This is a genomic window from Neomicrococcus aestuarii (assembly GCF_014201135.1).
Taxonomy (GTDB): domain Bacteria; phylum Actinomycetota; class Actinomycetes; order Actinomycetales; family Micrococcaceae; genus Neomicrococcus; species Neomicrococcus aestuarii.
Window position 1 is genome coordinate 395,176 of record NZ_JACHDR010000001.1, and the last position, 23,134, is coordinate 418,309.

Here is a 23,134-nt window from a genome sequence, read left to right on the forward strand (position 1 = left end):
CAAAGGTCCCAGACCGTGGCGCTTCGGCAAACCGCTTGAGCTGTTTGTTGAAGTTGCCCCGGCGGGGATCACGGTTACGCGAAAAAAGTGAAACTCCAACCGGCGGCCGTAGCTACCAGCCGGGGGACTAGCTCAAGAACATCGTGCGTAAACAGTTACGGTACTAAGACTAGTTTGCCAGTGGTGCCACGTGACTCAAGGTCATGATGCGCCTTCTTCGCGTCGCTTAGCGGGTATTGCCCGCCAATGCGGACATCAAGTTTACCGCTTGCAACTAGGGAAAACAGCTCATGTCCGCGCCACTCTACTTCCTCGGCGTCCAGAAGGTAGTCCTTGAGCGTGGGACGCGTGAAGAACAGAGAACCCGCGGCGTTGAAGCGCTGTAGGTTCACCGGCGGCACCTGTCCTGACGCTCCACCAAAGAGAACTAGCATGCCGCGGCGGCGCAAAGAGGCCAATGAACCGTCAAAGGTATCCTTGCCAATTCCGTCGTACACCACGTCCGCTCCGCGCCCGTTCGTGATCTCGCGCACTGTGCCGGGAATGTCGTCATATTCAAGGACATAATCCGCGCCGGCGCCCTTCGCGAGTTCTCGCTTTTCCGTGGTTGACGCCGTCGTAATCACCGTGGCGCCCTTCATCTTGAGCAATTGCGTCAACAGCAGACCCACGCCGCCAGCGCCCGCGTACGTCAAGACAACGTCGCCTTCTTTGACCGGGTAGCTCGAATTGATGAGGTAGTGCGCCGTCATACCTTGCAAGGGGAGTGCCGCAGCTTCGACGTCGCTCACGCCGTCCGGGACCGCTACTACGTGAGCGGCGTCCGCCACGAAGTATTCCGCGTAGGTGCTGACGCCTTGAGCAGTGGCCACGCGGGCGCCGACAGCAAGGTTCTTCACGCCGTCCCCGAGCGCCACGACGCGCCCGGCGCCCTCAGTTCCCACGATCGCGGGGTACGAAATGTTGTAGACGCCACTGCGCTCGTACGTTTCAATGAAGTTGACGCCAGTGCCGACGGTCTCGATGAGTACCTGACCGGGTGCTGGAGTTGGTTCTGGAACGTCGACGTATTCGAGGACCTCGGGGCCGCCCGCTTGAGAAACATGAATTGCTTTCATGCACTCAACTTATCCGAGTAGCCCGCGCGAGTCATTCAATGCATAAATATTAGTAGTCGTGCATAAATTCGGGTAGGGTTTATTTATGAGTTTAAGGGTTGCTGTTTCCGGGGCCTCTGGTTATGCAGGCGGCGAAGTGTTGCGATTGCTCTTGCAACACCCCGCCGTAGAGATCGGTGCGATCACCGCGCATAGCAATGCGGGCCAAAAGCTAGGCACGCTCCAACCGCACTTGTTCGCGCTCGCAGACCGAGTGCTCGAAGACACCACGGCGGAGGTCCTCTCTGGACACGACGTCGTCTTCCTCGCACTGCCGCACGGAGCCTCCGGCGAAATCGCTGCACAACTGCCAGAGAACACCCTCGTGATCGATGCCGGTGCCGATCACCGCCTTGAATCCGCGAGCGCATGGGAGCAGTTCTACGGCTCTCCTCACGCGGGGACGTGGCCGTACGGTCTGCCTGAACTTCCTGGCCAGCGCGAGAAACTTCGAGGCACCACACGCATCGCCGTGCCCGGTTGCTACCCCACTAGCGCTCAACTTTCCCTCGTGCCCGGCTTCGCGGCTGGCTTGTTGGAACCCGAAGACGTAGTAATTGTCTCCGCTTCCGGAACCTCGGGGGCGGGAAAGTCCCTCAAGACCCACTTGTTGGGTTCTGAAGTCATGAACGGCATGAGCCCGTACGGCGTGGGTGGCGTTCACCGTCACACTCCCGAAATGGAGCAAGGCTTTAGCGCCGCTGCCGGCGAGCCGGTCACGGTGTCCTTTACTCCTACGTTGGCGCCGATGCCGCGAGGAATTATTACGACGGCGACCGCTCGCCTTAAGGACAAAACGGTAGACCCAGCCCGCGTGCGTCAGGCATGGGTGGAGGCGTACGCGGACGAACAGTTCGTGCATGTCCTGCCAGAGGGGCAGTGGCCGAACACCAAGATGGTGTTGGGTTCCAACCACGTTGCGCTTCAGCTTGCCGTCGATTCCCGCGTGGGCCGCGTTGTGGTGACCACCGTGATCGATAACCTCACCAAGGGCACCGCCGGAGGTGCCGTCCAATCAATGAATATCGCTCTGGGCCTTGAAGAGACCCTTGGCTTGAACGGAGTAGGACTCGCCCCATGAGTTTCCTAGAATCATTCCTCGCAGAGAACAACTTGCCGTCCACCACGCTGTTGGGCGTCGCAGATCCGAAGGGCTTCCGTGCCGCGGGTGTGCCAGCCGGCTTGAAGTCGACCGGTAAGCCGGACGTCTCCCTGGTGGTGAACGACGGCCCCGAGCACCACGCCGCCGCCGTTTTCACCTCCAACCGAGTTGCCGCCGCGCCCGTGATCTGGTCCCGCCAGGTGGTCTCGGACGGCCGTGCTGACGCCGTGCTGTTGAACTCCGGTGGCGCCAACGCGTGCACGGGACCGCAGGGTTTCCAGAACACCCATGCCTCCGCCGAAAAGACCGCTGAGCTCTTGGGCATCTCCGCCGGGGACGTATTGGTGTGCTCTACCGGTTTGATCGGCGAGCAGTTGCCGATGGATAAGATCTTCGCCGGTACCACTGACGCTCACGCGCGGCTGGCCTCCGGTGAAGAAGCGAGCGCGGCCGCCGCTGCTGGCATCATGACCACGGATACTGTGTCCAAGCGGGCCGGTTTCGAAGGCTCCGGTTACCTCATTGGCGGAATGGCCAAGGGTGCTGGAATGCTCGCCCCTGCGCTTGCCACCATGCTCGTGGTCATCACGACAGACGCTGTGCTGGAGCCGGCCCAGTTGGATGCGGCTTTGCGGGCAGCCTGCGCTGTGAGCTTTGATCGCGCTGATGCAGACGGCTGCATGTCCACCAACGACACCGTGATCCTCATGGCCTCGGGCGCGTCAGGCGTGACCCCGGATGTCGAAGAATTCACGAAGGGTCTGACGGCCACGTGCGTTGATTTGGCGTTGCAGTTGATGCACGACGCCGAAGGCGCGTCTCACGAGATCGCCGTGCGGACCTTCAACGCGGCTTCCGTGGATGATGCTCTCGAGGTTTCTCGTGCAGTGAGCCGTTCCAACCTGTTCAAGACGGCGATCTTCGGTAATGACCCCAACTGGGGCCGCGTGCTTTCCGCTACGGGCACTACCAAGGCTGCGTTTGAGCCCGAGAACCTCAACGTGTTCATGAACGGAGTCCAGGTCTGCCGTAACGGTGGACTGGGCGAGGACCGCTCGCTCGTGGACCTGAGCGGACGCAACGTCACGGTGGATATTGACCTGCGAGCGGGTTCCGAGGAAGCCACCATCTGGACCAACGACCTCACGCACGAATACGTGCATGAGAACTCCGCTTACTCCAGCTGAGAGTCTGCCGAAGCGAGCCCACCGGTCCGTGAAGGACGCCACCCCACGAACATCTTTGGAAAGAATCATGGATATTTCCCACGAAACGCAAGAGCAAAAGAAGGCGCAAGCGCTCATTGAAGCGCTTCCGTGGATCCAGCGATTCTCCGGCAAGCGCATGGTCATCAAGTACGGCGGCAACGCCATGATCAACGATGATCTCCGACGTGCGTTCGCTGAGGACATCGTGTTCTTGCACCATGCCGGCATTCACCCGATTGTGGTGCACGGCGGCGGACCGCAGATCAACTCCATGTTGGACCGGTTGGGCATCGAATCGGAGTTCAAGGGTGGCCTGAGAGTCACCACGAGCGAGGCCATGGACGTGGTCCGCATGGTGCTCACTGGCCAGGTGGGCCGTGAACTCGTGGGATTGATCAATTCGCACGGCCGCTACGCGGTGGGCTTCTCCGGGGAAGACGCAGGACTGTTGCGCGCCAAGCGCACCGGCACTGTGGTTGACGGCGAAGAGGTGGATTTGGGCCTCGTGGGTGAAGTGACCTCTGTGGACCCCAGCGCCATCGTGGACTTGGTAGATTCCGGGCGTATCCCGGTGATCTCTTCCGTCGCCCCGGAGATCGGCCCGGATGGAAACCTCACAGGCGACGTGCTCAACGTCAACGCGGACACCGCTGCCGCTGAACTTGCGGCAGCACTTGGCGCTGAGAAGCTCGTGATCCTGACGGATGTCGAGGGACTGTACGCGGAGTGGCCCAACAAGGATTCACTCATCTCCATGCTGAGCGCCAGCGAGCTGCGAGACATGATGCCAAGCCTCGAATCCGGCATGATCCCCAAAATGGCTGCGTGCCTGAAAGCCATCGACTCCGGCGTCCCACAAACGCACATCGTGGACGGGCGCCAGCCGCACTCCATCCTTTTGGAAATCTTCACCGCCGAAGGCATCGGAACCCTCGTGGTCCCGGACGCGCACTCCGCCGTCGCCGGCGGACAGACTTCGCAAGAACACTCTTCACAAGCAGAAAATGGTGCCAACGCATGACCTCCGCTGAACTCACCAACGCAGCCCTGACCGAGCAATACCAAGACCACCTTCTGGGTGTCTTTGGCACTCCCCAGCGCGTGCTTTCCAAAGGCAAAGGCGCCAAGGTGTGGGACGCAGACGGAAACAAGTACCTGGACTTGTTGGCCGGTATCGCAGTCAACGCACTGGGTCACGCCCACCCCCGCTGGGTGAAAGCCGTGAGCGATCAGGCCGCCACGCTCGCCCACGTATCCAACTTCTTCGCCTCCGAGCCACAAATCGCGCTCGCCACGAAGATCCTCGAACTCGCGAAAGCTCCCGAGGGCTCTCGAGTCTTCTTCACAAACTCGGGGACCGAGGCGAACGAGGCCGCTTTCAAGCTGGCTCGTCGCAACGCCGGAACCGAAGAGAAGCCACGCACCCGCATTCTGGCGCTGGAAAACTCTTTTCACGGACGCACCATGGGCGCTCTCGCGCTCACCTGGAAGGAAGCGTACCGCGCCCCCTTTGAACCACTGCCCGGTGGCGTCGAGTTCATCCCCGCCGGCGACATCGACGCGCTCACGGCGGCCCTGGATGACACTGTTCAAGCAGTTTTCATCGAACCGATCCAGGGTGAAGCCGGTGTCGTGGAACTTCCTGAGGGATACCTTGAGGCCGCTCGCGAACTCACCACTGCGGCGAGCGCCTTGTTGATTGTGGACGAAGTGCAAACCGGCATTGGCCGCACGGGACAGTGGTTCGCTTCATCGAACATCGTCCCGGACGCCATGACGCTCGCGAAGGGCCTCGGCGGTGGATTCCCCATCGGAGCCCTCGTGACTTTCGGAGAGACGAACTCCCACTTGCTCTCCGCCGGCCAGCACGGAACCACGTTCGGTGGAAACCCTCTGGCCTCCGCCGCCGCACTGGCAACACTTACGGTGATCGAAGACGACAACCTCATTGATCACGCTCAACAGCTTGGCAAGTGGATCACCGCTCAGCTCGAGCAGCTGGACTTCGTGACGGACGTCCACGGACGCGGCCTGCTGATTGGCTTTGACCTGGACGTTGACGCATCGGCTGCCGTGGTTACCGCGGCGCTCGAGCACGGGTTCATTGTCAACGCGCCCACGCCAAAGACCATCCGCTTGGCGCCACCGCTGGTACTCACTCAAGAAGAGGCGCAAACCTTCATCGACGAGCTACCGATGATCTACCGCCGCGCCACGGCCAACCTGTCCGCACCATCCGCATCCAAGAAGTAGGGGAGACTCGCTCATGACTACAACCGCAGCAACTACGGCACCTGCCGTCCGCCACTTCCTGGTAGATACGGACCTCACCCCAGCGGAGCAGCGCGAAGTCCTTGACCTTGCACTCGAGCTCAAGAAGGACCGCTGGGCTCGCACCCCTTACAAGGGTCCCCAGACGGTCGCGATCATCTTTGATAAGACCTCCACTCGAACGCGCGTGTCCTTCACGGCAGGCGTTGCCGACTTGGGTGGACAGCCGCTCATCATCAACCCCGGCGAAGCTCAGCTGGGCGCTAAGGAATCCATCGCGGACTCCGCTCGCGTGTTCTCCCGCATGGTGTCCACCGTGGTGTGGCGTACCTTCGAACAATCCAACGTCGAAGAGATGGCCCAATACTCCACGGTGCCCGTCATCAACGCCCTCACGGATGACTACCACCCGTGCCAACTGCTGGCGGACCTCGTGACCGTCCGCGAACACAAGGGCGAACTAGCTGGCCTGACCATGACGTACTTGGGGGACGCCGCCAACAACATGGCGAACTCCTACTTGCTCGCCGGTGTCACCGCAGGCATGCACGTGCGCATTGCTGGCCCCGAGGGCTACTTGCCAGCCGAGCACGTGGTGAAGGCCGCTGAAGAACGCGCGAAGGAAACTGGCGGTTCGGTGCTCATCACCACGGATCCCGTCGAAGCACTCAAAGACGCAGACGTCGTTGCCACGGACACCTGGATCTCCATGGGGCAAGAAGCGGAGAAGGAACTTCGCCTCACTCTCTTCAGCGATTACGCCGTGACGACGGAAGCGATGAAGCACGCGAAAGCAGACGCCGTCGTCCTGCATTGCCTTCCCGCCTACCGCGGCTACGAAATTGAAGCGGACGTCATCGACGGACCGCAATCGGTGGTCTGGGACGAAGCAGAGAACCGCCTGCACGCTCAAAAAGCGCTCATGGTGTGGCTCATGGAAAAGTCTGGGTTGGCCCGATGAAACCCGACGAGAACCTCAGCATCTTCGGCGGCATGATGCTCGGCGGAGCGGGCGGACTGGGCGCGGGCGGACTGGGCACAACCGGACTTGGTGGCGCACCAGGTCACGCGACGCCAGCGGCTAACGCTCAGCCAGCCACCAAGACGGCCCGCCAAGCACGCATCAAGGCACTGTTGAAAGCCACCTATGTGCGCTCGCAGTCCGAACTCGCTGAACTTTTGGCGTTGGACGGCGTGCAGGTCACGCAAGCCACGCTGTCTCGCGACCTCGTGGAGCTCGGCGCTATCCGCGTCCGCGGTGAAGACGGCGGCTTGGTCTACGCGTTGCGCTCCGAGGGCGGGGATCCCACGCCTAAGGCCGGCGTGAGCCAAGAGGTTCTCGACGCACGACTCGCCAAATTGTGCGCGGAGCTGCTGGTTACGGCTGAGGCTTCGGGAAATATCGTGGTGCTCCGGACGCCGCCGGGTGCCGCCAATTTCCTGGCGCTCGCGATCGATCATTCGGTGCTGCCCGCGATCCTGGGCACTATCGCCGGCGATGACACTGTTATGGTCATCACCCGCGATCCGCTCGGGGGCGAGGCCATGGCGAACCGATTCCTCGAACTCGCTGCCATGCAGTAATTGCCTTAAACGGAACCGGGGACGACGACGCAACTCAAGCTGCGTCGTCGTCCCCGGTAATTTTTTGGTTTTACTTCCCCAAAATATCCTCGGCGCTCACTCCGAAGGCGGCAGCCGTGGCGCGGGCGCTCTGGGCTCCGAGATCGGGATCAGCACCGTGGTCCATGAGGAACTGCATCATGGGGCGATCGTTACGGAAGACCGCACAGGTCAGGGCTGATTGCTCGCGGGCGTTCATCTCGTTGACGTTCGCACCCACTTGCACCAGAGCACGAACCAAAGACAAGTGACCGTTGTAAGCGGCCAGAATCAAGAAGGTGTCACCCTTGTCATTCTTGATGTCTGCGGGAATGCCCTGTCGAATGAGTTCGGCGAGGCGTTCGTCGCCGGCTCGAGCCATGTCAAAAGTTTGTTGGACGAAGGCTAGCTGTTCCGGGGAAAGTCCGGAAGGATTGTCGTTAGGCATGCTGATTGCGCGTTCGAAGTCGTCATCGTGCTGTGAATCCGCTGTCGTCATATCTCCAGATTACGGCACGAGAGGCGTCAATTGACGCGCGGACTGCATATATATGTATAATCGTGCATAACAATACGGTGGCGATTCGGTGCCGAATGAAGCCACTGAATTAACTGCTGTACTACTTACTGAAACAAGTTACTCAACAAAGGGGTGTGGAGTGAAGGATCGCGTAATCCTCGCTTACTCAGGCGGACTCGATACGTCAGTCGCCATCGGCTGGATTGCTGAAGCAACCGGCGCTGAAGTCATCGCCGTTGCGGTGGACGTGGGACAGGGCGGCGAATCGCTCGAGACCATCCGCCAGCGCGCCCTCGGCTGCGGTGCAGTGGAAGCCTACGTGGCTGACGCTCGCGATGAATTCGCTGAGGAGTACTGCATGCCAGCGCTCAAGGCGAACTCGCTCTACATGGACGCTTACCCATTGGTGTCCGCGCTCAGCCGCCCCGTGATCGTCAAGCACCTCGTGAAGGCCGCTAAGCAGTTCGGCGCCACCACGGTTTCCCACGGTTGCACCGGTAAGGGTAATGACCAGGTTCGCTTCGAAGTGGGCATCCAGACCCTCGGCCCGGACCTCAAGTGCATCGCACCGGTTCGCGACCTCGCGCTGACCCGCGAGAAGGCTATTGACTACGCGGAGAAGAACAACCTCCCCATCGTCACCACCAAGAAGAACCCCTTCTCCATTGACCAGAACGTCTGGGGTCGCGCCGTTGAGACGGGCTTCCTCGAAGACATCTGGAACGGTCCTACCAAGGACGTGTACGACTACACCGCCAGCCCAGAATTCCCGCCGGCACCGGATGTCGTCACGATCGAATTCAAGCAGGGCATCCCTGTTGCCATCGACGGCAACGCTGTCACCCCGCTGCAGGCCATCGAAGAACTGAACCGCCGCGCAGGCGCTCAGGGCGTGGGCCGCATCGACATCGTTGAAGACCGCCTCGTGGGCATTAAGTCCCGCGAGATCTACGAAGCTCCAGGCGCCATGGCCTTGATTGCAGCGCACAAGGAACTCGAGAACGTCACGGTGGAGCGCGAGCTCGCCCGCTTCAAGAAGACTGTTGGCCAGCGCTGGACCGAATTGGTTTACGACGGACAGTGGTTCTCCCCGCTCAAGCGCTCCCTCGATGCTTTCATCGAAGACACCCAGCAGCACGTCAACGGCGAAATCCGTCTTGAACTGCACGGTGGACGCGCCACGGTTCAGGGCCGCCGCTCCTCGAGCTCGCTGTACGACTTCAACTTGGCTACCTACGACGAAGGCGATGCCTTCGACCAGTCCAGCGCTCGTGGATTCATTGACATCTACGGCCTCTCTTCCAAGGTTGCTACCGAGCGCGATGAGCGCGTAGCGTCCAACGAAGCTAAGTAACGCAACACTTTAGTGATGCAACGGCGCTTCCGTAGCGCCACCTCGTTACGCCTCGACATAGTGCACTCAAAGCGCTGCGTCGAGGCGTAACTTATACACGTACCGTTCACGTCCCACACCGCAGCCAGATAGCAGCAGGAGTAGTAGCACGCATGCAGGATTCCAACCAGAAAACGGCCAGCACCAACGAGGGCTCCCTCTGGGGCGGACGCTTTGCCGGGGGACCGGCAGACGCTCTCGCTGCATTGAGCAAGTCCACTCACTTTGACTGGCGTTTGGCTCGCTATGACATCGAAGGTTCGCGTGCGCACGCTCGCGTTTTGCACCGTGCCAACCTGCTGACCGCTGAAGAGCTCGACGGCATGATCGCTGCTCTGGATCAGCTCGAAGCTGACGTGGTGTCCGGTGCCTACGTGGCCGCCGAGAGTGACGAGGACGTTCACGGTTCGCTCGAGCGCGGCCTCATTGAGCGCGCCGGCGCACAGTTGGGCGGCAAGCTTCGCGCGGGACGTTCCCGCAATGACCAGATCGCGACCTTGGGACGCATGTTCTTGCGTGATCACGCGCGCATCATCGCCCGCGGCACCATTGCCACGGTTGAGGCGCTCATTCATCAGGCCGAGGCGCACCCCAACGCGGCGATGCCCGGACGCACGCACTTGCAGCACGCTCAGCCCGTGTTGCTCTCGCACCATTTGCTGGCTCACGCGTGGGCCCTGTTGCGGGACGTTCAGCGTTTCCAGGACTGGGATAAGCGCGCTGGCATCAGCCCGTACGGCTCGGGTGCTCTTGCCGGAAATACTTTGGGTCTGGACCCTTCGGCTGTCGCCCAGGATTTGAACTTCAATTCTGCGGTCTGGAATTCGATCGACGGCACGGCGTCCCGCGATGTCTACGCAGAATTTGCGTGGATTACTGCGATGCTCGGCGTTGACCTGTCCCGCGTGAGCGAAGAAATCATCATTTGGGCTACGAAGGAATTCTCTTTCGTCACGCTCGATGACGCGTTCTCCACCGGTTCGTCGATCATGCCGCAGAAGAAGAACCCGGACGTTGCGGAGCTCGCTCGTGGAAAGTCCGGCCGTTTGATCGGTAACCTGACCGGTTTGTTGGCAACGCTCAAGGCGCTGCCGTTGGCTTACAACCGCGACCTTCAAGAGGATAAGGAGCCTGTCTTCGATTCTGCTGACACGCTCGAAGTGCTCTTGCCTGCGGTCTCCGGCATGATCGAAACGCTGACGTTCAACACGGAGCGCATGGCCGAGCTGGCGCCGCTTGGCTTCGCATTGGCGACGGATATTGCCGAGTGGCTTGTCCGTCAGGGCGTACCGTTCCGCGAAGCTCACGAGCTTTCCGGCGCGTGCGTTCGCATTGCCGAGGCGCGCGGCGTGGAACTGTGGGATCTCACGGATGAGGAGTTCGCGAGCATTTCCGAGCACCTCACTCCCGAGGTTCGCTCCGTATTGTCCACTGAGGGATCGCTCAATGCGCGTTCCGGTCAGGGCGGTACGGCTCCGTCTGCGGTGGCTTTGCAGCTCGCACAGCTCAAGCACGAACTGGACGACGTGCGCGGTTTCGTAGGGGAGTAGTTCTAAGGAGTACGACGACGCAGCGCGGCCCACGCGGTCGCGTTGCGGACATCACAGTCCTGATTGATTAGGCTGTGGTCATGACTACCGCCGTACTTTTTGATCCGTCCGCTACCGCGCAAGTGATCGACACGTTCCACCACGCTTTCACGCTGTACAAGCGACACTTGGAAAAGCTCCCGGCGGAGTCCTTCGGCCAGCCTTCGAACTTGCCCGAGTGGAAGAACGCCCATGTCATTGCGCACGTTGATAACTTCTCGCGCGGCGTTCTGAACCAGCTCGAAGCAGCCAAGCTGGGCGAGTTCCGCGACTTTTACGAGGGCGGTCAGGACGAGCGAAATCGCAGGATTGAGCTCGGGGCGCTCATGCAGCCAGAGGCGTTGCGGACGCGAGCACTTGAATCCATGACAGGAGTCTTCGAGGCGCTGTCAACGGCGGACGATGCTTATCTGGATCAGCCCACACGCTTTCAAGGTTCCATTCGCCGCATCATGCTCGCCTGCATTCGCGAGTACGGCATTCACTCCGTGGATCTCAAAAAGGGCGCCCAGCCCATCGACTGGACGCAAGAGATGGTCCGCCACTACATCGACTTCGGTGAGAAGCGAGTGCCCGACTCCATCAAGCTCAACCTGCAGCGCCTCGGTGGTCAGTCCCACGTAATCGGCCACGGCGATCGCACCATCGTGGTGCAAGGCTTGGACTTTGATATCGCCACATGGCTCATGGGCAGAAACCCCTCAGGACAAATTCGCGCCACCGCAGCAGCAGACGGCGTCGCCCTACCCGAGCTCTTGCCGTGGCCAAAACCGCACCTCCTGACGCCGGACGAAGAGCGAACCCTGGCACCCGAGTAAGCTGCGTCGTCGTACTAGAAATACTGCGTACCTATCACCTGTCTGCGCTAAGTGACCACCAAGTGAATTGCAGGTAAACCGCCCGTTTGACTAATGGTTGTAGGGTAGACGGGTGCAATTCGAGACCGAGTCTATTTCGCAGCTGATTGATCGGCTGGCCGCTGTTGTTCCGGATTATCCAGAACCGGGGGTTTCTTTTAAGGATCTGACACCCGTGTTTGCGGATCCTGTCGGCTTTCGCCGCATCGTGGATTCCATCGTGGATCCCTTCCGCGGCACCTTTGACCTGATCGCTGGTCTTGAGGCACGCGGCTTCATCTTGGCGTCCGCGGCAGCCTATGCCACCGGAACCGGAATGCTGACCATTCGCAAAAAGGGAAAACTCCCGCGCGAGATCCTGGCCGAGTCCTACCAACTCGAGTACGGCGAAGCCACCCTCGAGGTTCACCGCGATGACATCCCCTCCGGCACTCGCGTGCTGGTCTTGGACGATGTGCTCGCCACCGGCGGAACCCTCAACGCCTCCACCAAGCTCATTGAACGAGCAGGCGGAGTGGTCGTGGGAATCGGCGTGGTGATGGAACTTGAAGACCTCGGCGGACGCGGAAGATTGCCGGGCCGTCACATCCATTCCTTAAGCGCAGTCTGAGGCGCGTAAAATTGACTGTCCGCGAGCATGAGCAAAGGGGAACGATGGACCGCATCGAAAGCTTGCCCACCGATCACGTGCGATCCATAGAGGCAGAGCGGACCTACGTCCACGGCCTCTATGAGCGACTCGACGAGTTGCGCGCGGAGAAGGAAACTCAGCTCGCGAAGGTGCGTAAGGCTGGCGCCGTAGGCACCATGCAGAACGCCACCGAACGCGACGCCTTCGCCACCATGTACGAGGACCGCCTGACGCAACTCAACGCGGTGGAAGATCGCTTGGTGTTTGGCCGGTTGGACTTCGATCCGAAGGACGACGGCGCCACCCCGGATCCGCGATACATCGGCCGCATTGGGTTGACCTCCGAGGATCAGACGCGACTCATGGTGGACTGGCGCGCACCGGAATCCAGTGCGTTCTACCAAGCCACAGCTTTCGAACGACGCAACGTGCGCCGCCGCCGGCACCTGATCCTGAAGGGCCGCGACGTCATTGGCGTTGAAGACGACGTCCTCGACTCCTCCCTCCTTGCCGACGGTGAATCGTTGCAGGGCGGTGGAGCGTTGCTGGCGGCTGTGAGCCAACGCCGTACCGGACGCATGGCGGACATCGTTGCCACCATTCAGTCCGAACAGGACCGCATTATTCGCTCACCACAACAAGGTGTGCTGGTGGTTCAGGGCGGTCCGGGAACCGGTAAGACCGCAGTGGCGTTGCACCGTGCCGCGTACTTGCTCTACGAACACCGCGAGCGTTTGAAGTCCGCAGGCGTGCTGTTGGTGGGTCCGTCCGCATCCTTCATGACCTACATTGAGCGCGTGCTGCCGTCCCTCGGTGAGACCGGCGTGGTGATGGCGAGCGTTGGACGACTCATGCCAGGCATCAAGGCCATCCCCGAAAAGGACCGCCTGACAGCCCGCGTCAAGGGACGCCTCGAGATGGTGGATTTCGTCGCAAACGCAGTGGCCGAACGTCAACGGACGTTCCCTTCCGCGCGCTTCGTCAAGGTGGAAGGAACCACCTTGAAGATTTCGCCAAAGCTGGTCAAGCGTGCGCGGGACAAAGCACGAGCCACCGGCAAGCCGCATAACCAGGCCCGTGAGACCTTCGTCAAGATTATGGTGCGCGAACTCGCGGACCAGCTCAAGGACAAGCTCGAGAAGTCCTCTGGTGGCGGCAACAATGTGGACCGTTCGTACCTCACCGAGGACGTACGCGCCTCACGGGATGTGCGCATCGCGCTGAACTTGTGCTGGATGCCGTTGACGCCTGAAAAGCTGTTGTCTGACATCTATGCGAATCCCGAGCGTTTGGCTTGGGCTGCCCCGTTCTTGAAGAAGAAGGAACGCGCGGCGTTGTACCGCGAGCGTGGCAGCGCCTGGACCGAAGCCGATGTCCCGTTGTTGGACGAAGCTGCTGAGTTGTTGGGGGAGTACGACTCTTCCAACGGCCGCCAAAAGGCAAACCAGGAATCCGATGATGCCCGCGACTTGGCAAATGCTGAGCAAGCACTGCGGAACGTTGATGCCATGCTTGCCGAATACGGTATCGACGGCGTCTTGTCCGCCGAAGAGCTTGCTGCGTTCAACCAGGTTTCGGAGACGTCCTTTACCGCCGCCGAGCGTGCGTCGATGGACCGCACGTGGGCCTACGGGCACGTGGTGGTAGACGAGGCTCAAGAGCTTTCGCCGATGCAGTGGCGTTTGCTCATGCGCCGTTGCCCCATGAAGTCCTTCACGATCGTGGGAGATATTGCGCAAGCAAGCTCCGCGAGTGCGTCAAAGAGCTGGTCTCAAGCGCTCGAGCCATTTGTTGAGGACCGTTTCCGCCTTGAGGAACTGACCGTCAACTACCGCACGCCGAAGCAGATTGCGAAGTCCGCAACTCGCATGGCCCGGGCCGCCGGCTTGTCCGTGTCTGCGCCCGAAGCTGTCCGCAAGGGCGACTGGCCGCCGATCATCACCCTTGCCTCCGAAGGTGAGCTGATGGCGACCCTCCGTGAAGCATTGCCAGTCGAAGTTGAACTCGCTGAGGGCGGCATGGTGGCGATCATTGCTCCACAGCAGCTTTTGCGCGAGACTCGCGCGGTTGCGGCCGAGATGTTTGGCGCACGTGTGGGAACTGGTTCCGGTGCCTTGGATCAGGACATTGTGGTGACATCGACGAGCGATGCCAAGGGCCTCGAATATGACATCGTCATCATTCTTGAGCCTGCCGCAATTGTTGAGGAGTCCGGTGGGTCAGTGGGATCACTCTATGTGGCCATGACCCGTCCTACTCAGCGACTGCGCATTCTGGCTGAGCAAGAGATTCCAGCGGGCATCGTTAAGGAATAGCTCGTTTTGTAAACCTCGTTGGTACCCTAGAAAGCGTGTCAGTGAACGAAATCCCCTTGGTAGAAGATGAAATTCGCAATGATCCGTCATTTGCGAATGTGTGGCAAGAACTCAAGTGGCGTGGCTTGGTCCACGTTTCCACGGATGAGGCCGCGCTTGAAGAAGCGTTGTCCGGAGAGCCCATCACCTACTATTGCGGTTTCGATCCCACGGCGCCTTCCTTGCACCTTGGCAACCTGGTCCAGCTCTTGGTCATGCGCCGGCTGCAGCTTGCCGGCCACAAGCCACTTGGACTCGTAGGTGGGTCTACTGGATTGATTGGTGACCCCCGCCAGACGGCAGAGCGCGTGCTCAACACCAAGGAAACCGTGGCCGAGTGGGTCGCGAAGCTTCAGGCACAAGTACGGCGCTTCCTCTCCTTTGAAGGGGAGAACGCTGCTCGCATGGTGAACAACCTGGACTGGACGGCTCCGTTGTCTGCTTTGGACTTCTTGCGTGACATCGGAAAGAACTTCCGCGTGGGCACCATGATCAAGAAGGAAACTGTTGCGGCGCGCTTGAACTCCGATGAAGGTATTAGCTACACCGAGTTCAGCTACCAGATCCTGCAAGGCATGGATTACTTGGAGCTGCACCGTCAGTACGGCTGCGTATTGCAGAGCGGTGGATCCGATCAGTGGGGCAACCTCACCTCAGGAACCGAGCTCATCCGTAAGGTCGAGGGCAAGCATGTTCACGCCCTGGGTACCCCGTTGATCACTAACTCCGATGGCACCAAGTTCGGTAAGAGCGAGGGCAACGCCATCTGGCTGGATCCGACGATGTGCTCGCCGTACACGTTCTACCAGTTCTGGCTTAACACGTCCGATGCTGATGTGATCTCTCGACTCAAGGTCTTCACGTTCAAAACCCGCGAAGAAATCGAGGCGCTCGAGACCGCTGTAGCAGAGCGTCCACACACGCGTGAAGCTCAGCGCGCTTTGGCCTTTGCCGTGACTGCGTTTGTTCATGGCGTTGAAGCAACGAAGAACGTGATCGCTGCATCGGCAGCTGTATTCGGTCAGGGTGAACTTGCTGGAATTGACGCTGATACCTTGAAGGCAGCTACGGCGGAACTTCCTTTTGCTGTTGTTCCCGTGAACGAAACCGGAATTATTGATCTCTTGGTGAGCTCAGGTCTTTCGAAGTCTAAGTCGGAAGCTCGCCGCACGGTGGGCGAAGGCGGAGCTTACGTCAACAACAACAAGATCTCTGATCCTGAACAGGTCATCGGCACCGAGGATTTGCTGCACGGCAAGTACTTGCTGATCCGTCGCGGAAAGAAGAACCTTGCTTTTGTGGAAGTTCAAGCTTCCTAAGAAAGCGCAAAACATAATCTGTTTCATATAAAGCGAAATAGAAATACGTAACTACAACGGCTGGGCCGGCGGAGAATGAACCGCCGGCCCAGCCGTTTTTGTTGCCGCTGCGCACTTTCACCCGATTCATCAACACGCCCTTGAACCTGGGGGACTGGCCCAATCGAAACCCGAACTGCTGCAGGCGGCGAGCCTGTGATCCAGTTCGCAATCAAAGAGTTCAAGCGGGATGGCGTTTGGCAGCTGATGCCCGCGCACCCAGACGAAGAAGCGAACCCCCAATTTTCCGCGTGTTTTGGGGCTTGTTGGGGTGTGGGGGTGGGTGCGACACGCCCGGGGTGTTGTGTGATTTGTGGTGTGGGTGGAAAGTGGGTAAAGTTTTCATCTGTCGCCGCGAGGAGAACGGGTCGGAAGGCTTGTTGATTCGGGTGGCCAATCCACTAAAAATCTTTGAGGGTTGAGTTCTTGTTGCCTTTTATGGGTGGTGGGGGTGAGATTGTCGGGGTTTTTCGTTGAGGTCAGGCTCACATAAAGTGAATTTGACGGAAACGAAAAAGGGTTGTAAATTAGATAAGTCGCCAAGGCGGAAACGGAAAAAAGAATTATCCGTGAATGTTTGGCTGATGTCTGTTGTTTGAGATCTCAATAGTGTGTCATGTTTGTTGATACCGAAGTTTTTTCGGTAATAACTGCTGATGATGAATCCGTTTTGGGTTTGTTGTTGGTTTTTTATTGCTGGGTTTGAATTTGGTGCCATCGATCACGCGTTTTCCCGTGTGGTGTGGTGGTGTCTGTATTTTTTTACGGAGAGTTTGATCCTGGCTCAGGATGAACGCTGGCGGCGTGCTTAACACATGCAAGTCGAACGATGATGCCTAGCTTGCTAGGTGGATTAGTGGCGAACGGGTGAGTAACACGTGAGTAACCTGCCCCTGACTCTGGGATAAGCCTGAGAAATTGGGTCTAATACTGGATATGAGCATCTATCGCATGGTGGGTGTTGGAAAGATTTTTTGGTTAGGGATGGACTCGCGGCCTATCAGCTTGTTGGTGAGGTAGTGGCTCACCAAGGCGACGACGGGTAGCCGGCCTGAGAGGGTGACCGGCCACACTGGGACTGAGACACGGCCCAGACTCCTACGGGAGGCAGCAGTGGGGAATATTGCACAATGGGCGAAAGCCTGATGCAGCGACGCCGCGTGAGGGATGACGGCCTTCGGGTTGTAAACCTCTTTCAGTAGGGAAGAAGCGAAAGTGACGGTACCTGCAGAAGAAGCGCCGGCTAACTACGTGCCAGCAGCCGCGGTAATACGTAGGGCGCAAGCGTTATCCGGAATTATTGGGCGTAAAGAGCTCGTAGGCGGTTTGTCGCGTCTGCCGTGAAAGTCCGGGGCTTAACTCCGGATCTGCGGTGGGTACGGGCAGGCTAGAGTGCAGTAGGGGAGACTGGAATTCCTGGTGTAGCGGTGAAATGCGCAGATATCAGGAGGAACACCGATGGCGAAGGCAGGTCTCTGGGCTGTAACTGACGCTGAGGAGCGAAAGCATGGGTAGCGAACAGGATTAGATACCCTGGTAGTCCATGCCGTAAACGTTGGGCACTAGGTGTGGGGGACATTCCACGTTTTCCGCGCCGTAGCTAACGCATTAAGTGCCCCGCCTGGGGAGTACGGCCGCAAGGCTAAAACTCAAAGGAATTGACGGGGGCCCGCACAAGCGGCGGAGCATGCGGATTAATTCGATGCAACGCGAAGAACCTTACCAAGGCTTGACATGGACTAGATCGCCGCAGAGATGTGGTTTCCCTTCGGGGCTGGTTCACAGGTGGTGCATGGTTGTCGTCAGCTCGTGTCGTGAGATGTTGGGTTAAGTCCCGCAACGAGCGCAACCCTCGTTCTATGTTGCCAGCACGTTATGGTGGGGACTCATAGGAGACTGCCGGGGTCAACTCGGAGGAAGGTGGGGACGACGTCAAATCATCATGCCCCTTATGTCTTGGGCTTCACGCATGCTACAATGGCCGGTACAAAGGGTTGCGATACTGTGAGGTGGAGCTAATCCCAAAAAGCCGGTCTCAGTTCGGATTGGGGTCTGCAACTCGACCCCATGAAGTTGGAGTCGCTAGTAATCGCAGATCAGCAACGCTGCGGTGAATACGTTCCCGGGCCTTGTACACACCGCCCGTCAAGTCACGAAAGTTGGTAACACCCGAAGCCGGTGGCCTAACCCCTTGTGGGAGGGAGCTGTCGAAGGTGGGACTGGCGATTGGGACTAAGTCGTAACAAGGTAGCCGTACCGGAAGGTGCGGCTGGATCACCTCCTTTCTAAGGAGCAACTAACACCACCAGCATGCTCTAATGGGTTTGTTTGTGTGGTGGTAGAGAATATCCCGATTTCCTGTACTTGTGTTACAGGGTCGTGGTGCTCATGGGTGGAATATCAACAAATAATTTCCTGGCGTAGTGGATGATCACCACCGGTTAGTACGACTGTGAATCTTTCGAGGTTTTCTGGTCTGGAACGCGGGTGGGGGTGGTTCGAGTCGGGGGGTGTATGACACATTATTGGGGCCTGAAACAACAGGCCGGCACTGCGTGAGTGGTGTTGGGTGTTGTTTTTGGTGTCTGCACGCTGCTAACAGCGATTCTCGGGGTTTCCCGGGTCGTGGTGTGGGGTGTGTGGGTTGTTGTTTGGGAACTGTATAGTGGACGCGAGCATCTAACAATCACACATTTTTGTGTGTGGTTGTTGTTTTCTGCAATAAATCGAGTAAACCATTTTTTGATTGTTTCTTGTGTTTGTTTTGTGTTTGTTCTTTGCTTATGAGCTTTTTGTGTTTGTAAGTTTTTAAGGGCGCATGGTGGATGCCTTGGCATTGGGAGCCGATGAAGGACGTGGGAATCTGCGATAAGCCTGGTGGAGTTGATAACCGAGCGTTGATACCAGGATGTCCGAATGGGGAAACCCCGCACGTGTTATGACGTGTGACCAATACTTGAATACATAGGGTATTGGGGGAAACGCGGGGAAGTGAAACATCTCAGTACCCGCAGGAAGAGAAAACAAAAGTGATTCCGTTAGTAGTGGCGAGCGAACGCGGAAGAGGCTAAACCTGTGGTGTGTGATACCTGACGGGGGTTGCATCATGGGGGTTGTGGGGTTACCACGTACGATCACCGTTTTGGGTCGTGAAATGTGTGTGTGTTGAGGCGAATAGGTTGGGAAACCTGACCGTAGACGGTGAGAGTCCGGTAGCTGGTCTATGCATGCATGTTTTTGTGGTGATACCCGAGTATCACGGGGCTCGAGGAATCCCGTGTGAATCTGCCAGGACCACCTGGTAAGCCTAAATACTACCCAATGACCGATAGCGGATTAGTACCGTGAGGGAATGGTGAAAAGTACCCCGGGAGGGGAGTGAAATAGTACCTGAAACCATGTGCTTACAAACCGTCAGAGCATCCTTGTAGGTGTGATGGCGTGCCTTTTGAAGAATGAGCCTGCGAGTTAGTGCTGTGTCGCGAGGTTAACCCGTGAGGGGAAGCCGTAGCGAAAGCGAGTCTGAATAGGGCGTTTGAGTGGCACGGTCTAGACCCGAAGCGGAGTGATCTACCCATGGCCAGGTTGAAGCGCGTGTAAGAGCGCGTGGAGGACCGAACCCACTTCAGTTGAAAATGGAGGGGATGAGCTGTGGGTAGGGGTGAAAGGCCAATCAAACTCCGTGATAGCTGGTTCTCCCCGAAATGCATTTAGGTGCAGCGTTACGTGTTTCTTACTGGAGGTAGAGCTACTGGATGGCTAATGGGCCCCACCGGGTTACTGACGTCAGCCAAACTCCGAATGCCAGTAAGTGAGAGCGTAGCAGTGAGACTGTGGGGGATAAGCTTCATAGTCGAGAGGGAAACAGCCCAGAATGCCGACTAAGGCCCCTAAGCGTGTGCTAAGTGGGAAAGGATGTGGAGTTGCTTAGACAACCAGGAGGTTGGCTTAGAAGCAGCCACCCTTGAAAGAGTGCGTAATAGCTCACTGGTCAAGTGATTCCGCGCCGACAATGTAGCGGGGCTCAAGCACACCGCCGAAGTCGCATCATTCAATTATTGATTGGATGGGTAGGGGAGCGTCGTGTACGGGGTGAAGCTGCCGGGTAACCGTGTGGTGGACTGTACACGAGTGAGAATGCAGGCATGAGTAGCGAATGACGGGTGAGAAACCCGTCCGCCGAATGATCAAGGGTTCCAGGGTCAAGCTAATCTGCCCTGGGTTAGTCGGGACCTAAGGCGAGGCCGACAGGCGTAGTCGATGGACAACGGGTTGATATTCCCGTACCGGCGAAAAACCGTCCCATACCAATATCGTTTTCTGCTAACCACCCCAAAGATACTGTTGTTCTCCTTCGGGAGGATGGTTGTGTTGGCGGCGTGGGACCCGGGAATGTGAGGTCAGCGTATTAACAGGTGTGACGCAGGAAGGTAGCCGGGCCAGGCAATGGAAATGACCTGGTCCAAGGGTGTAGGCCGAGTCATAGGCAAATCCGTGACTCATAGAGGTTGAGACCTGATAGGCGCCCACATTGGTGGGTGATCCGGTGATCCTCTGCTGCCAAGAAAAGCATCGACGCGAGGTTTTAGCCGCCCGTACCCCAAACCGACACAGGTGATCTGGTAGAGAATACCAAGGCGATCGAGAGAATCATGGTTAAGGAACTCGGCAAAATGCCCCCGTAACTTCGGGAGAAGGGGGGCCCTAACCGTGAAACCCACTTGCTGGGTGGAGGCGGATCAGGGCCGCAGAGACCAGGGGGAAGCGACTGTTTACTAAAAACACAGGTCCGTGCGAAGTCGCAAGACGATGTATACGGACTGACTCCTGCCCGGTGCTGGAAGGTTAAGAGGACCTGTTAGCGTAAGCGAAGCGGAGAATTTAAGCCCCAGTAAACGGCGGTGGTAACTATAACCATCCTAAGGTAGCGAAATTCCTTGTCGGGTAAGTTCCGACCTGCACGAATGGAGTAACGACTTCCCCGCTGTCTCAACCATGAACTCGGCGAAATTGCAGTACGAGTAAAGATGCTCGTTACGCGCAGCAGGACGGAAAGACCCCGAGACCTTCACTATAGTTTGGTATTGGTGTTCGGTGCGGTTTGTGTAGGATAGGTGGGAGACTGTGAAGCGGGCACGCTAGTGCTCGTGGAGTCATCGTTGAAATACCACTCTGACCGTACCGGATTCCTAACTTCGGCCCATAATCTGGGTCAGGGACAGTGCCTGATGGGTAGTTTAACTGGGGCGGTTGCCTCCTAAAGAGTAACGGAGGCGCCCAAAGGTTCCCTCAGCCTGGTTGGCAATCAGGTGTCGAGTGTAAGTGCACAAGGGAGCTTGACTGTGAGAGAGACATCTCGAGCAGGGACGAAAGTCGGGACTAGTGATCCGGCGGCACGTTGTGGAACGGCCGTCGCTCAACGGATAAAAGGTACCTCGGGGATAACAGGCTGATCTTGCCCAAGAGTCCATATCGACGGCATGGTTTGGCACCTCGATGTCGGCTCGTCGCATCCTGGGGCTGGAGTAGGTCCCAAGGGTTGGGCTGTTCGCCCATTAAAGCGGTACGCGAGCTGGGTTTAGAACGTCGTGAGACAGTTCGGTCCCTATCCGCTGCGCGCGTAGGAAATTTGAGAAGAGCTGTCCTTAGTACGAGAGGACCGGGACGGACGAACCTCTGGTGTGTCAGTTGTACTGCCAAGTGCACCGCTGATTAGCTACGTTCGGACAGGATAACCGCTGAAAGCATCTAAGCGGGAAGCCTCCTTCAAGATAAGATTTCCATACACCTAGAGTGTTGAAGGCCCCCAGCTAGACCACTGGGTTGATAGGCAGGATGTGGAAGCGAGAACCAAAGACTCGTGAAGCTGACCTGTACTAATAGGCCAACAACTTACAACACACCCCAACACACACCGTGTGAAAAATGGGGGAGAACATTCCAGCAGAAAAGCTGCCGCGTCCACCATACAGCACCGAAACAACAAACCACCCCCACACCCGAACACACAACGTGTGAACGGGAACCGTGCAAACGGTTCAGTGAGGGGTAGACACCACACCATGTGTGAATACTTGAACCCAACACCACAACATGTGGAACGTTGCTGGTTCGCCAAAGTTACGGCGGCCATAGCGTGGGGGAAACGCCCGGACCCATCCCGAACCCGGAAGCTAAGACCCACAGCGCCAATGGTACTGCACCCGGGAGGGTGTGGGAGAGTAGGACACCGCCGGACAACCCTTACAGGAAGACCCCCACAACGACGTGAGGGTCTTCCACACTGTAACCACTGGAAACAGACCGCAATGAGCATCCTTTTTTGGGTGCTCATTGTCGTTTAACTAGTGCAACGCAGCGTTCTTATTCCCTCGTGCGTAACCTGCTGCAGCGGCAAATCAGCCAAAAAGTCTTTTCCCAAGCTGGGCGTAACTGGCAGGTTGATGCCCAACCCAAGCCACGTCGTCGTATTGGATGCGGTTTCTACCGGGACTGAGAAAGGCCTTGTCAACGACGTTATTCTTGTACGATTGCCCAGCGCTTGTCATATTCGGGGTGAGTTCCAGACAGGTCTATTGTCAGTTTCTGTGCCACCTGTAATCTGTCTTCGGACACTAGACGCCCGCTGATTTCGAGACGCACATTAGCAACTCGATCAACCGGTCCGTCGTCCGTTGACGCTGCCAGGACGATGGTGCTACGAATCCGAGTTAGCGGTTCATTTCAGAGGGAGAAACGTATGGTCACTTCGCGTCGTGTGCTTTTGAAAAGCATAGGAAGCGCGGCAGTAGTGGGTGCAAGCGCCGTTGTTTTGGCGACGCCCAGTGGCGCACTGACGGCAGGAACCACGATCACAGGTCTGAATCTGCGTTCCTCCTATACGGTAAACTCCACGATTTTGGCAGTAGTGCCGGCGGGAACTGTGGTCTACCCCTATCTCACCTACAACGTCTGGCACAAGATCTACTATCTTGTAAAACTTGGCTGGGTCTCCGCAAAGTACGTCAGCACACCGACGACCGTGGTGGGCGGTCGCGAAGTTGAAATTACAGAGGACTATGAACCGTCCCGGGTTTGATGCCGCTATCTTCT

16 protein-coding genes and 3 rRNA genes are annotated in these 23,134 nt (G+C 58.2%); 16 read left to right on the plus strand and 3 right to left on the minus strand.

The annotated features are described in order from the left end of the window. Positions 1–155 precede the first annotated feature (155 nt). Positions 156–1,118 (minus strand): quinone oxidoreductase family protein, encoded by a 963-nt coding sequence (locus HD598_RS01785; RefSeq protein ID WP_183663396.1) that lies wholly within the window; start codon positions 1,116–1,118, stop codon positions 156–158. An 85-nt stretch (positions 1,119–1,203) separates the two neighbouring features. Here HD598_RS01785 and argC point away from each other — a divergent pair, with 85 nt between their 5' ends. The 6 genes from argC to HD598_RS01815 all read left to right on the plus strand — a co-directional run bounded on the left by argC (position 1,204) and on the right by HD598_RS01815 (position 7,322). Next, the gene (argC, locus tag HD598_RS01790; protein ID WP_183663398.1) at positions 1,204–2,238 is read left to right on the plus strand and encodes an N-acetyl-gamma-glutamyl-phosphate reductase; all 1,035 of its coding nucleotides are present in this window, start codon (positions 1,204–1,206) and stop codon (positions 2,236–2,238) included. Then, entirely contained in the window at positions 2,235–3,446 is a 1,212-nt protein-coding gene (argJ, locus tag HD598_RS01795) for a bifunctional glutamate N-acetyltransferase/amino-acid acetyltransferase ArgJ (RefSeq protein WP_183663400.1), read from the plus strand. Before argC ends, argJ begins: the two co-directional genes overlap by 4 nt. A gap of 67 nt (positions 3,447–3,513) precedes the next feature. Next, on the plus strand, positions 3,514–4,488 hold the full coding sequence (gene argB / locus HD598_RS01800) for an acetylglutamate kinase (protein WP_157103327.1): 975 nt from the start codon (positions 3,514–3,516) through the stop codon (positions 4,486–4,488). Beyond that, positions 4,485–5,720, plus strand: a complete 1,236-nt coding sequence (locus HD598_RS01805) for an acetylornithine transaminase (protein ID WP_183663402.1) — start codon at positions 4,485–4,487, stop codon at positions 5,718–5,720. Before argB ends, HD598_RS01805 begins: the two co-directional genes overlap by 4 nt. Before the next feature lie 13 nt (positions 5,721–5,733). Beyond that, complete coding sequence (gene argF, locus HD598_RS01810) at positions 5,734–6,699, plus strand: ornithine carbamoyltransferase (protein ID WP_183663404.1); 966 nt, start codon at positions 5,734–5,736, stop codon at positions 6,697–6,699. Next, complete coding sequence (locus HD598_RS01815; RefSeq protein ID WP_260170460.1) at positions 6,696–7,322, plus strand: arginine repressor; 627 nt, start codon at positions 6,696–6,698, stop codon at positions 7,320–7,322. Before argF ends, HD598_RS01815 begins: the two co-directional genes overlap by 4 nt. 70 nt (positions 7,323–7,392) lie before the next feature. Here HD598_RS01815 and HD598_RS01820 read toward each other — a convergent pair whose 3' ends face one another. After that, positions 7,393–7,839 carry an ankyrin repeat domain-containing protein gene (locus HD598_RS01820; RefSeq protein ID WP_260170461.1) on the minus strand — a complete coding sequence of 149 codons (447 nt, stop codon included), beginning with the start codon at positions 7,837–7,839 and terminating at the stop codon, positions 7,393–7,395. A gap of 160 nt (positions 7,840–7,999) precedes the next feature. Here HD598_RS01820 and HD598_RS01825 point away from each other — a divergent pair, with 160 nt between their 5' ends. The 6 genes from HD598_RS01825 to tyrS all read left to right on the plus strand — a co-directional run bounded on the left by HD598_RS01825 (position 8,000) and on the right by tyrS (position 16,003). Next, complete coding sequence (locus tag HD598_RS01825) at positions 8,000–9,214, plus strand: argininosuccinate synthase (protein ID WP_183663406.1); 1,215 nt, start codon at positions 8,000–8,002, stop codon at positions 9,212–9,214. A gap of 152 nt (positions 9,215–9,366) precedes the next feature. Next, a complete protein-coding gene (argH, locus tag HD598_RS01830) occupies positions 9,367–10,803 on the plus strand; it encodes an argininosuccinate lyase (protein ID WP_183663408.1) in 1,437 nt (478 codons plus the stop codon). Between the two features lie 80 nt (positions 10,804–10,883). Beyond that, positions 10,884–11,660, plus strand: coding sequence for a maleylpyruvate isomerase family mycothiol-dependent enzyme (locus tag HD598_RS01835; RefSeq protein ID WP_183663410.1), 777 nt, complete (start codon positions 10,884–10,886; stop codon positions 11,658–11,660). Positions 11,661–11,772: 112 nt separating this feature from the next. Beyond that, on the plus strand, positions 11,773–12,309 hold the full coding sequence (locus HD598_RS01840) for an adenine phosphoribosyltransferase (RefSeq protein ID WP_311538915.1): 537 nt from the start codon (positions 11,773–11,775) through the stop codon (positions 12,307–12,309). Between the two features lie 44 nt (positions 12,310–12,353). Next, positions 12,354–14,645, plus strand: coding sequence for a HelD family protein (locus tag HD598_RS01845; RefSeq protein WP_183663412.1), 2,292 nt, complete (start codon positions 12,354–12,356; stop codon positions 14,643–14,645). Positions 14,646–14,680: 35 nt separating this feature from the next. Then, positions 14,681–16,003 (plus strand): tyrosine--tRNA ligase, encoded by a 1,323-nt coding sequence (tyrS, locus tag HD598_RS01850; protein WP_409366166.1) that lies wholly within the window; start codon positions 14,681–14,683, stop codon positions 16,001–16,003. A gap of 475 nt (positions 16,004–16,478) precedes the next feature. Here the strand turns inward: tyrS and HD598_RS01855 are convergent, their stop codons facing one another. Beyond that, positions 16,479–16,760: a hypothetical protein gene (locus HD598_RS01855; RefSeq protein ID WP_183663414.1), complete on the minus strand. Its 282-nt coding sequence runs from the start codon at positions 16,758–16,760 to the stop codon at positions 16,479–16,481. Between the two features lie 43 nt (positions 16,761–16,803). Here HD598_RS01855 and HD598_RS01860 point away from each other — a divergent pair. The 4 genes from HD598_RS01860 to HD598_RS01875 all read left to right on the plus strand — a co-directional run bounded on the left by HD598_RS01860 (position 16,804) and on the right by HD598_RS01875 (position 23,120). After that, positions 16,804–18,327, plus strand: a 16S ribosomal RNA gene (locus HD598_RS01860). Positions 18,328–18,840: 513 nt separating this feature from the next. Further along, positions 18,841–21,942, plus strand: a 23S ribosomal RNA gene (locus HD598_RS01865). Between the two features lie 221 nt (positions 21,943–22,163). After that, positions 22,164–22,280: ribosomal RNA gene (gene rrf, locus HD598_RS01870) — 5S ribosomal RNA — on the plus strand. Together the 16S, 23S and 5S rRNA genes form the textbook arrangement of a ribosomal RNA operon. A gap of 552 nt (positions 22,281–22,832) precedes the next feature. Continuing rightward, on the plus strand, positions 22,833–23,120 hold the full coding sequence (locus HD598_RS01875) for an SH3 domain-containing protein (RefSeq protein ID WP_183663416.1): 288 nt from the start codon (positions 22,833–22,835) through the stop codon (positions 23,118–23,120). The last annotated feature ends 14 nt before the right edge of the window (positions 23,121–23,134 follow it).

Excerpts from the sequence above, each read along its gene's own strand:
- argC (WP_183663398.1), top strand. The coding sequence starts at position 1,204 with ATGAGTTTAAGGGTTGCTGTTTCCGGGGCCTCTGGTTATGCAGGCGGC.
- HD598_RS01785 (WP_183663396.1), bottom strand. The coding sequence starts at position 1,118 with ATGAAAGCAATTCATGTTTCTCAAGCGGGCGGCCCCGAGGTCCTCGAA.
- argJ (WP_183663400.1), top strand. The coding sequence starts at position 2,235 with ATGAGTTTCCTAGAATCATTCCTCGCAGAGAACAACTTGCCGTCCACC.
- HD598_RS01855 (WP_183663414.1), bottom strand. The coding sequence starts at position 16,760 with ATGGCACCAAATTCAAACCCAGCAATAAAAAACCAACAACAAACCCAA.
- HD598_RS01845 (WP_183663412.1), top strand. The coding sequence starts at position 12,354 with ATGGACCGCATCGAAAGCTTGCCCACCGATCACGTGCGATCCATAGAG.
- HD598_RS01820 (WP_260170461.1), bottom strand. The coding sequence starts at position 7,839 with ATGACGACAGCGGATTCACAGCACGATGACGACTTCGAACGCGCAATC.
- argH (WP_183663408.1), top strand. The coding sequence starts at position 9,367 with ATGCAGGATTCCAACCAGAAAACGGCCAGCACCAACGAGGGCTCCCTC.
- argF (WP_183663404.1), top strand. The coding sequence starts at position 5,734 with ATGACTACAACCGCAGCAACTACGGCACCTGCCGTCCGCCACTTCCTG.
- HD598_RS01815 (WP_260170460.1), top strand. The coding sequence starts at position 6,696 with ATGAAACCCGACGAGAACCTCAGCATCTTCGGCGGCATGATGCTCGGC.
- HD598_RS01835 (WP_183663410.1), top strand. The coding sequence starts at position 10,884 with ATGACTACCGCCGTACTTTTTGATCCGTCCGCTACCGCGCAAGTGATC.
- HD598_RS01805 (WP_183663402.1), top strand. The coding sequence starts at position 4,485 with ATGACCTCCGCTGAACTCACCAACGCAGCCCTGACCGAGCAATACCAA.
- argB (WP_157103327.1), top strand. The coding sequence starts at position 3,514 with ATGGATATTTCCCACGAAACGCAAGAGCAAAAGAAGGCGCAAGCGCTC.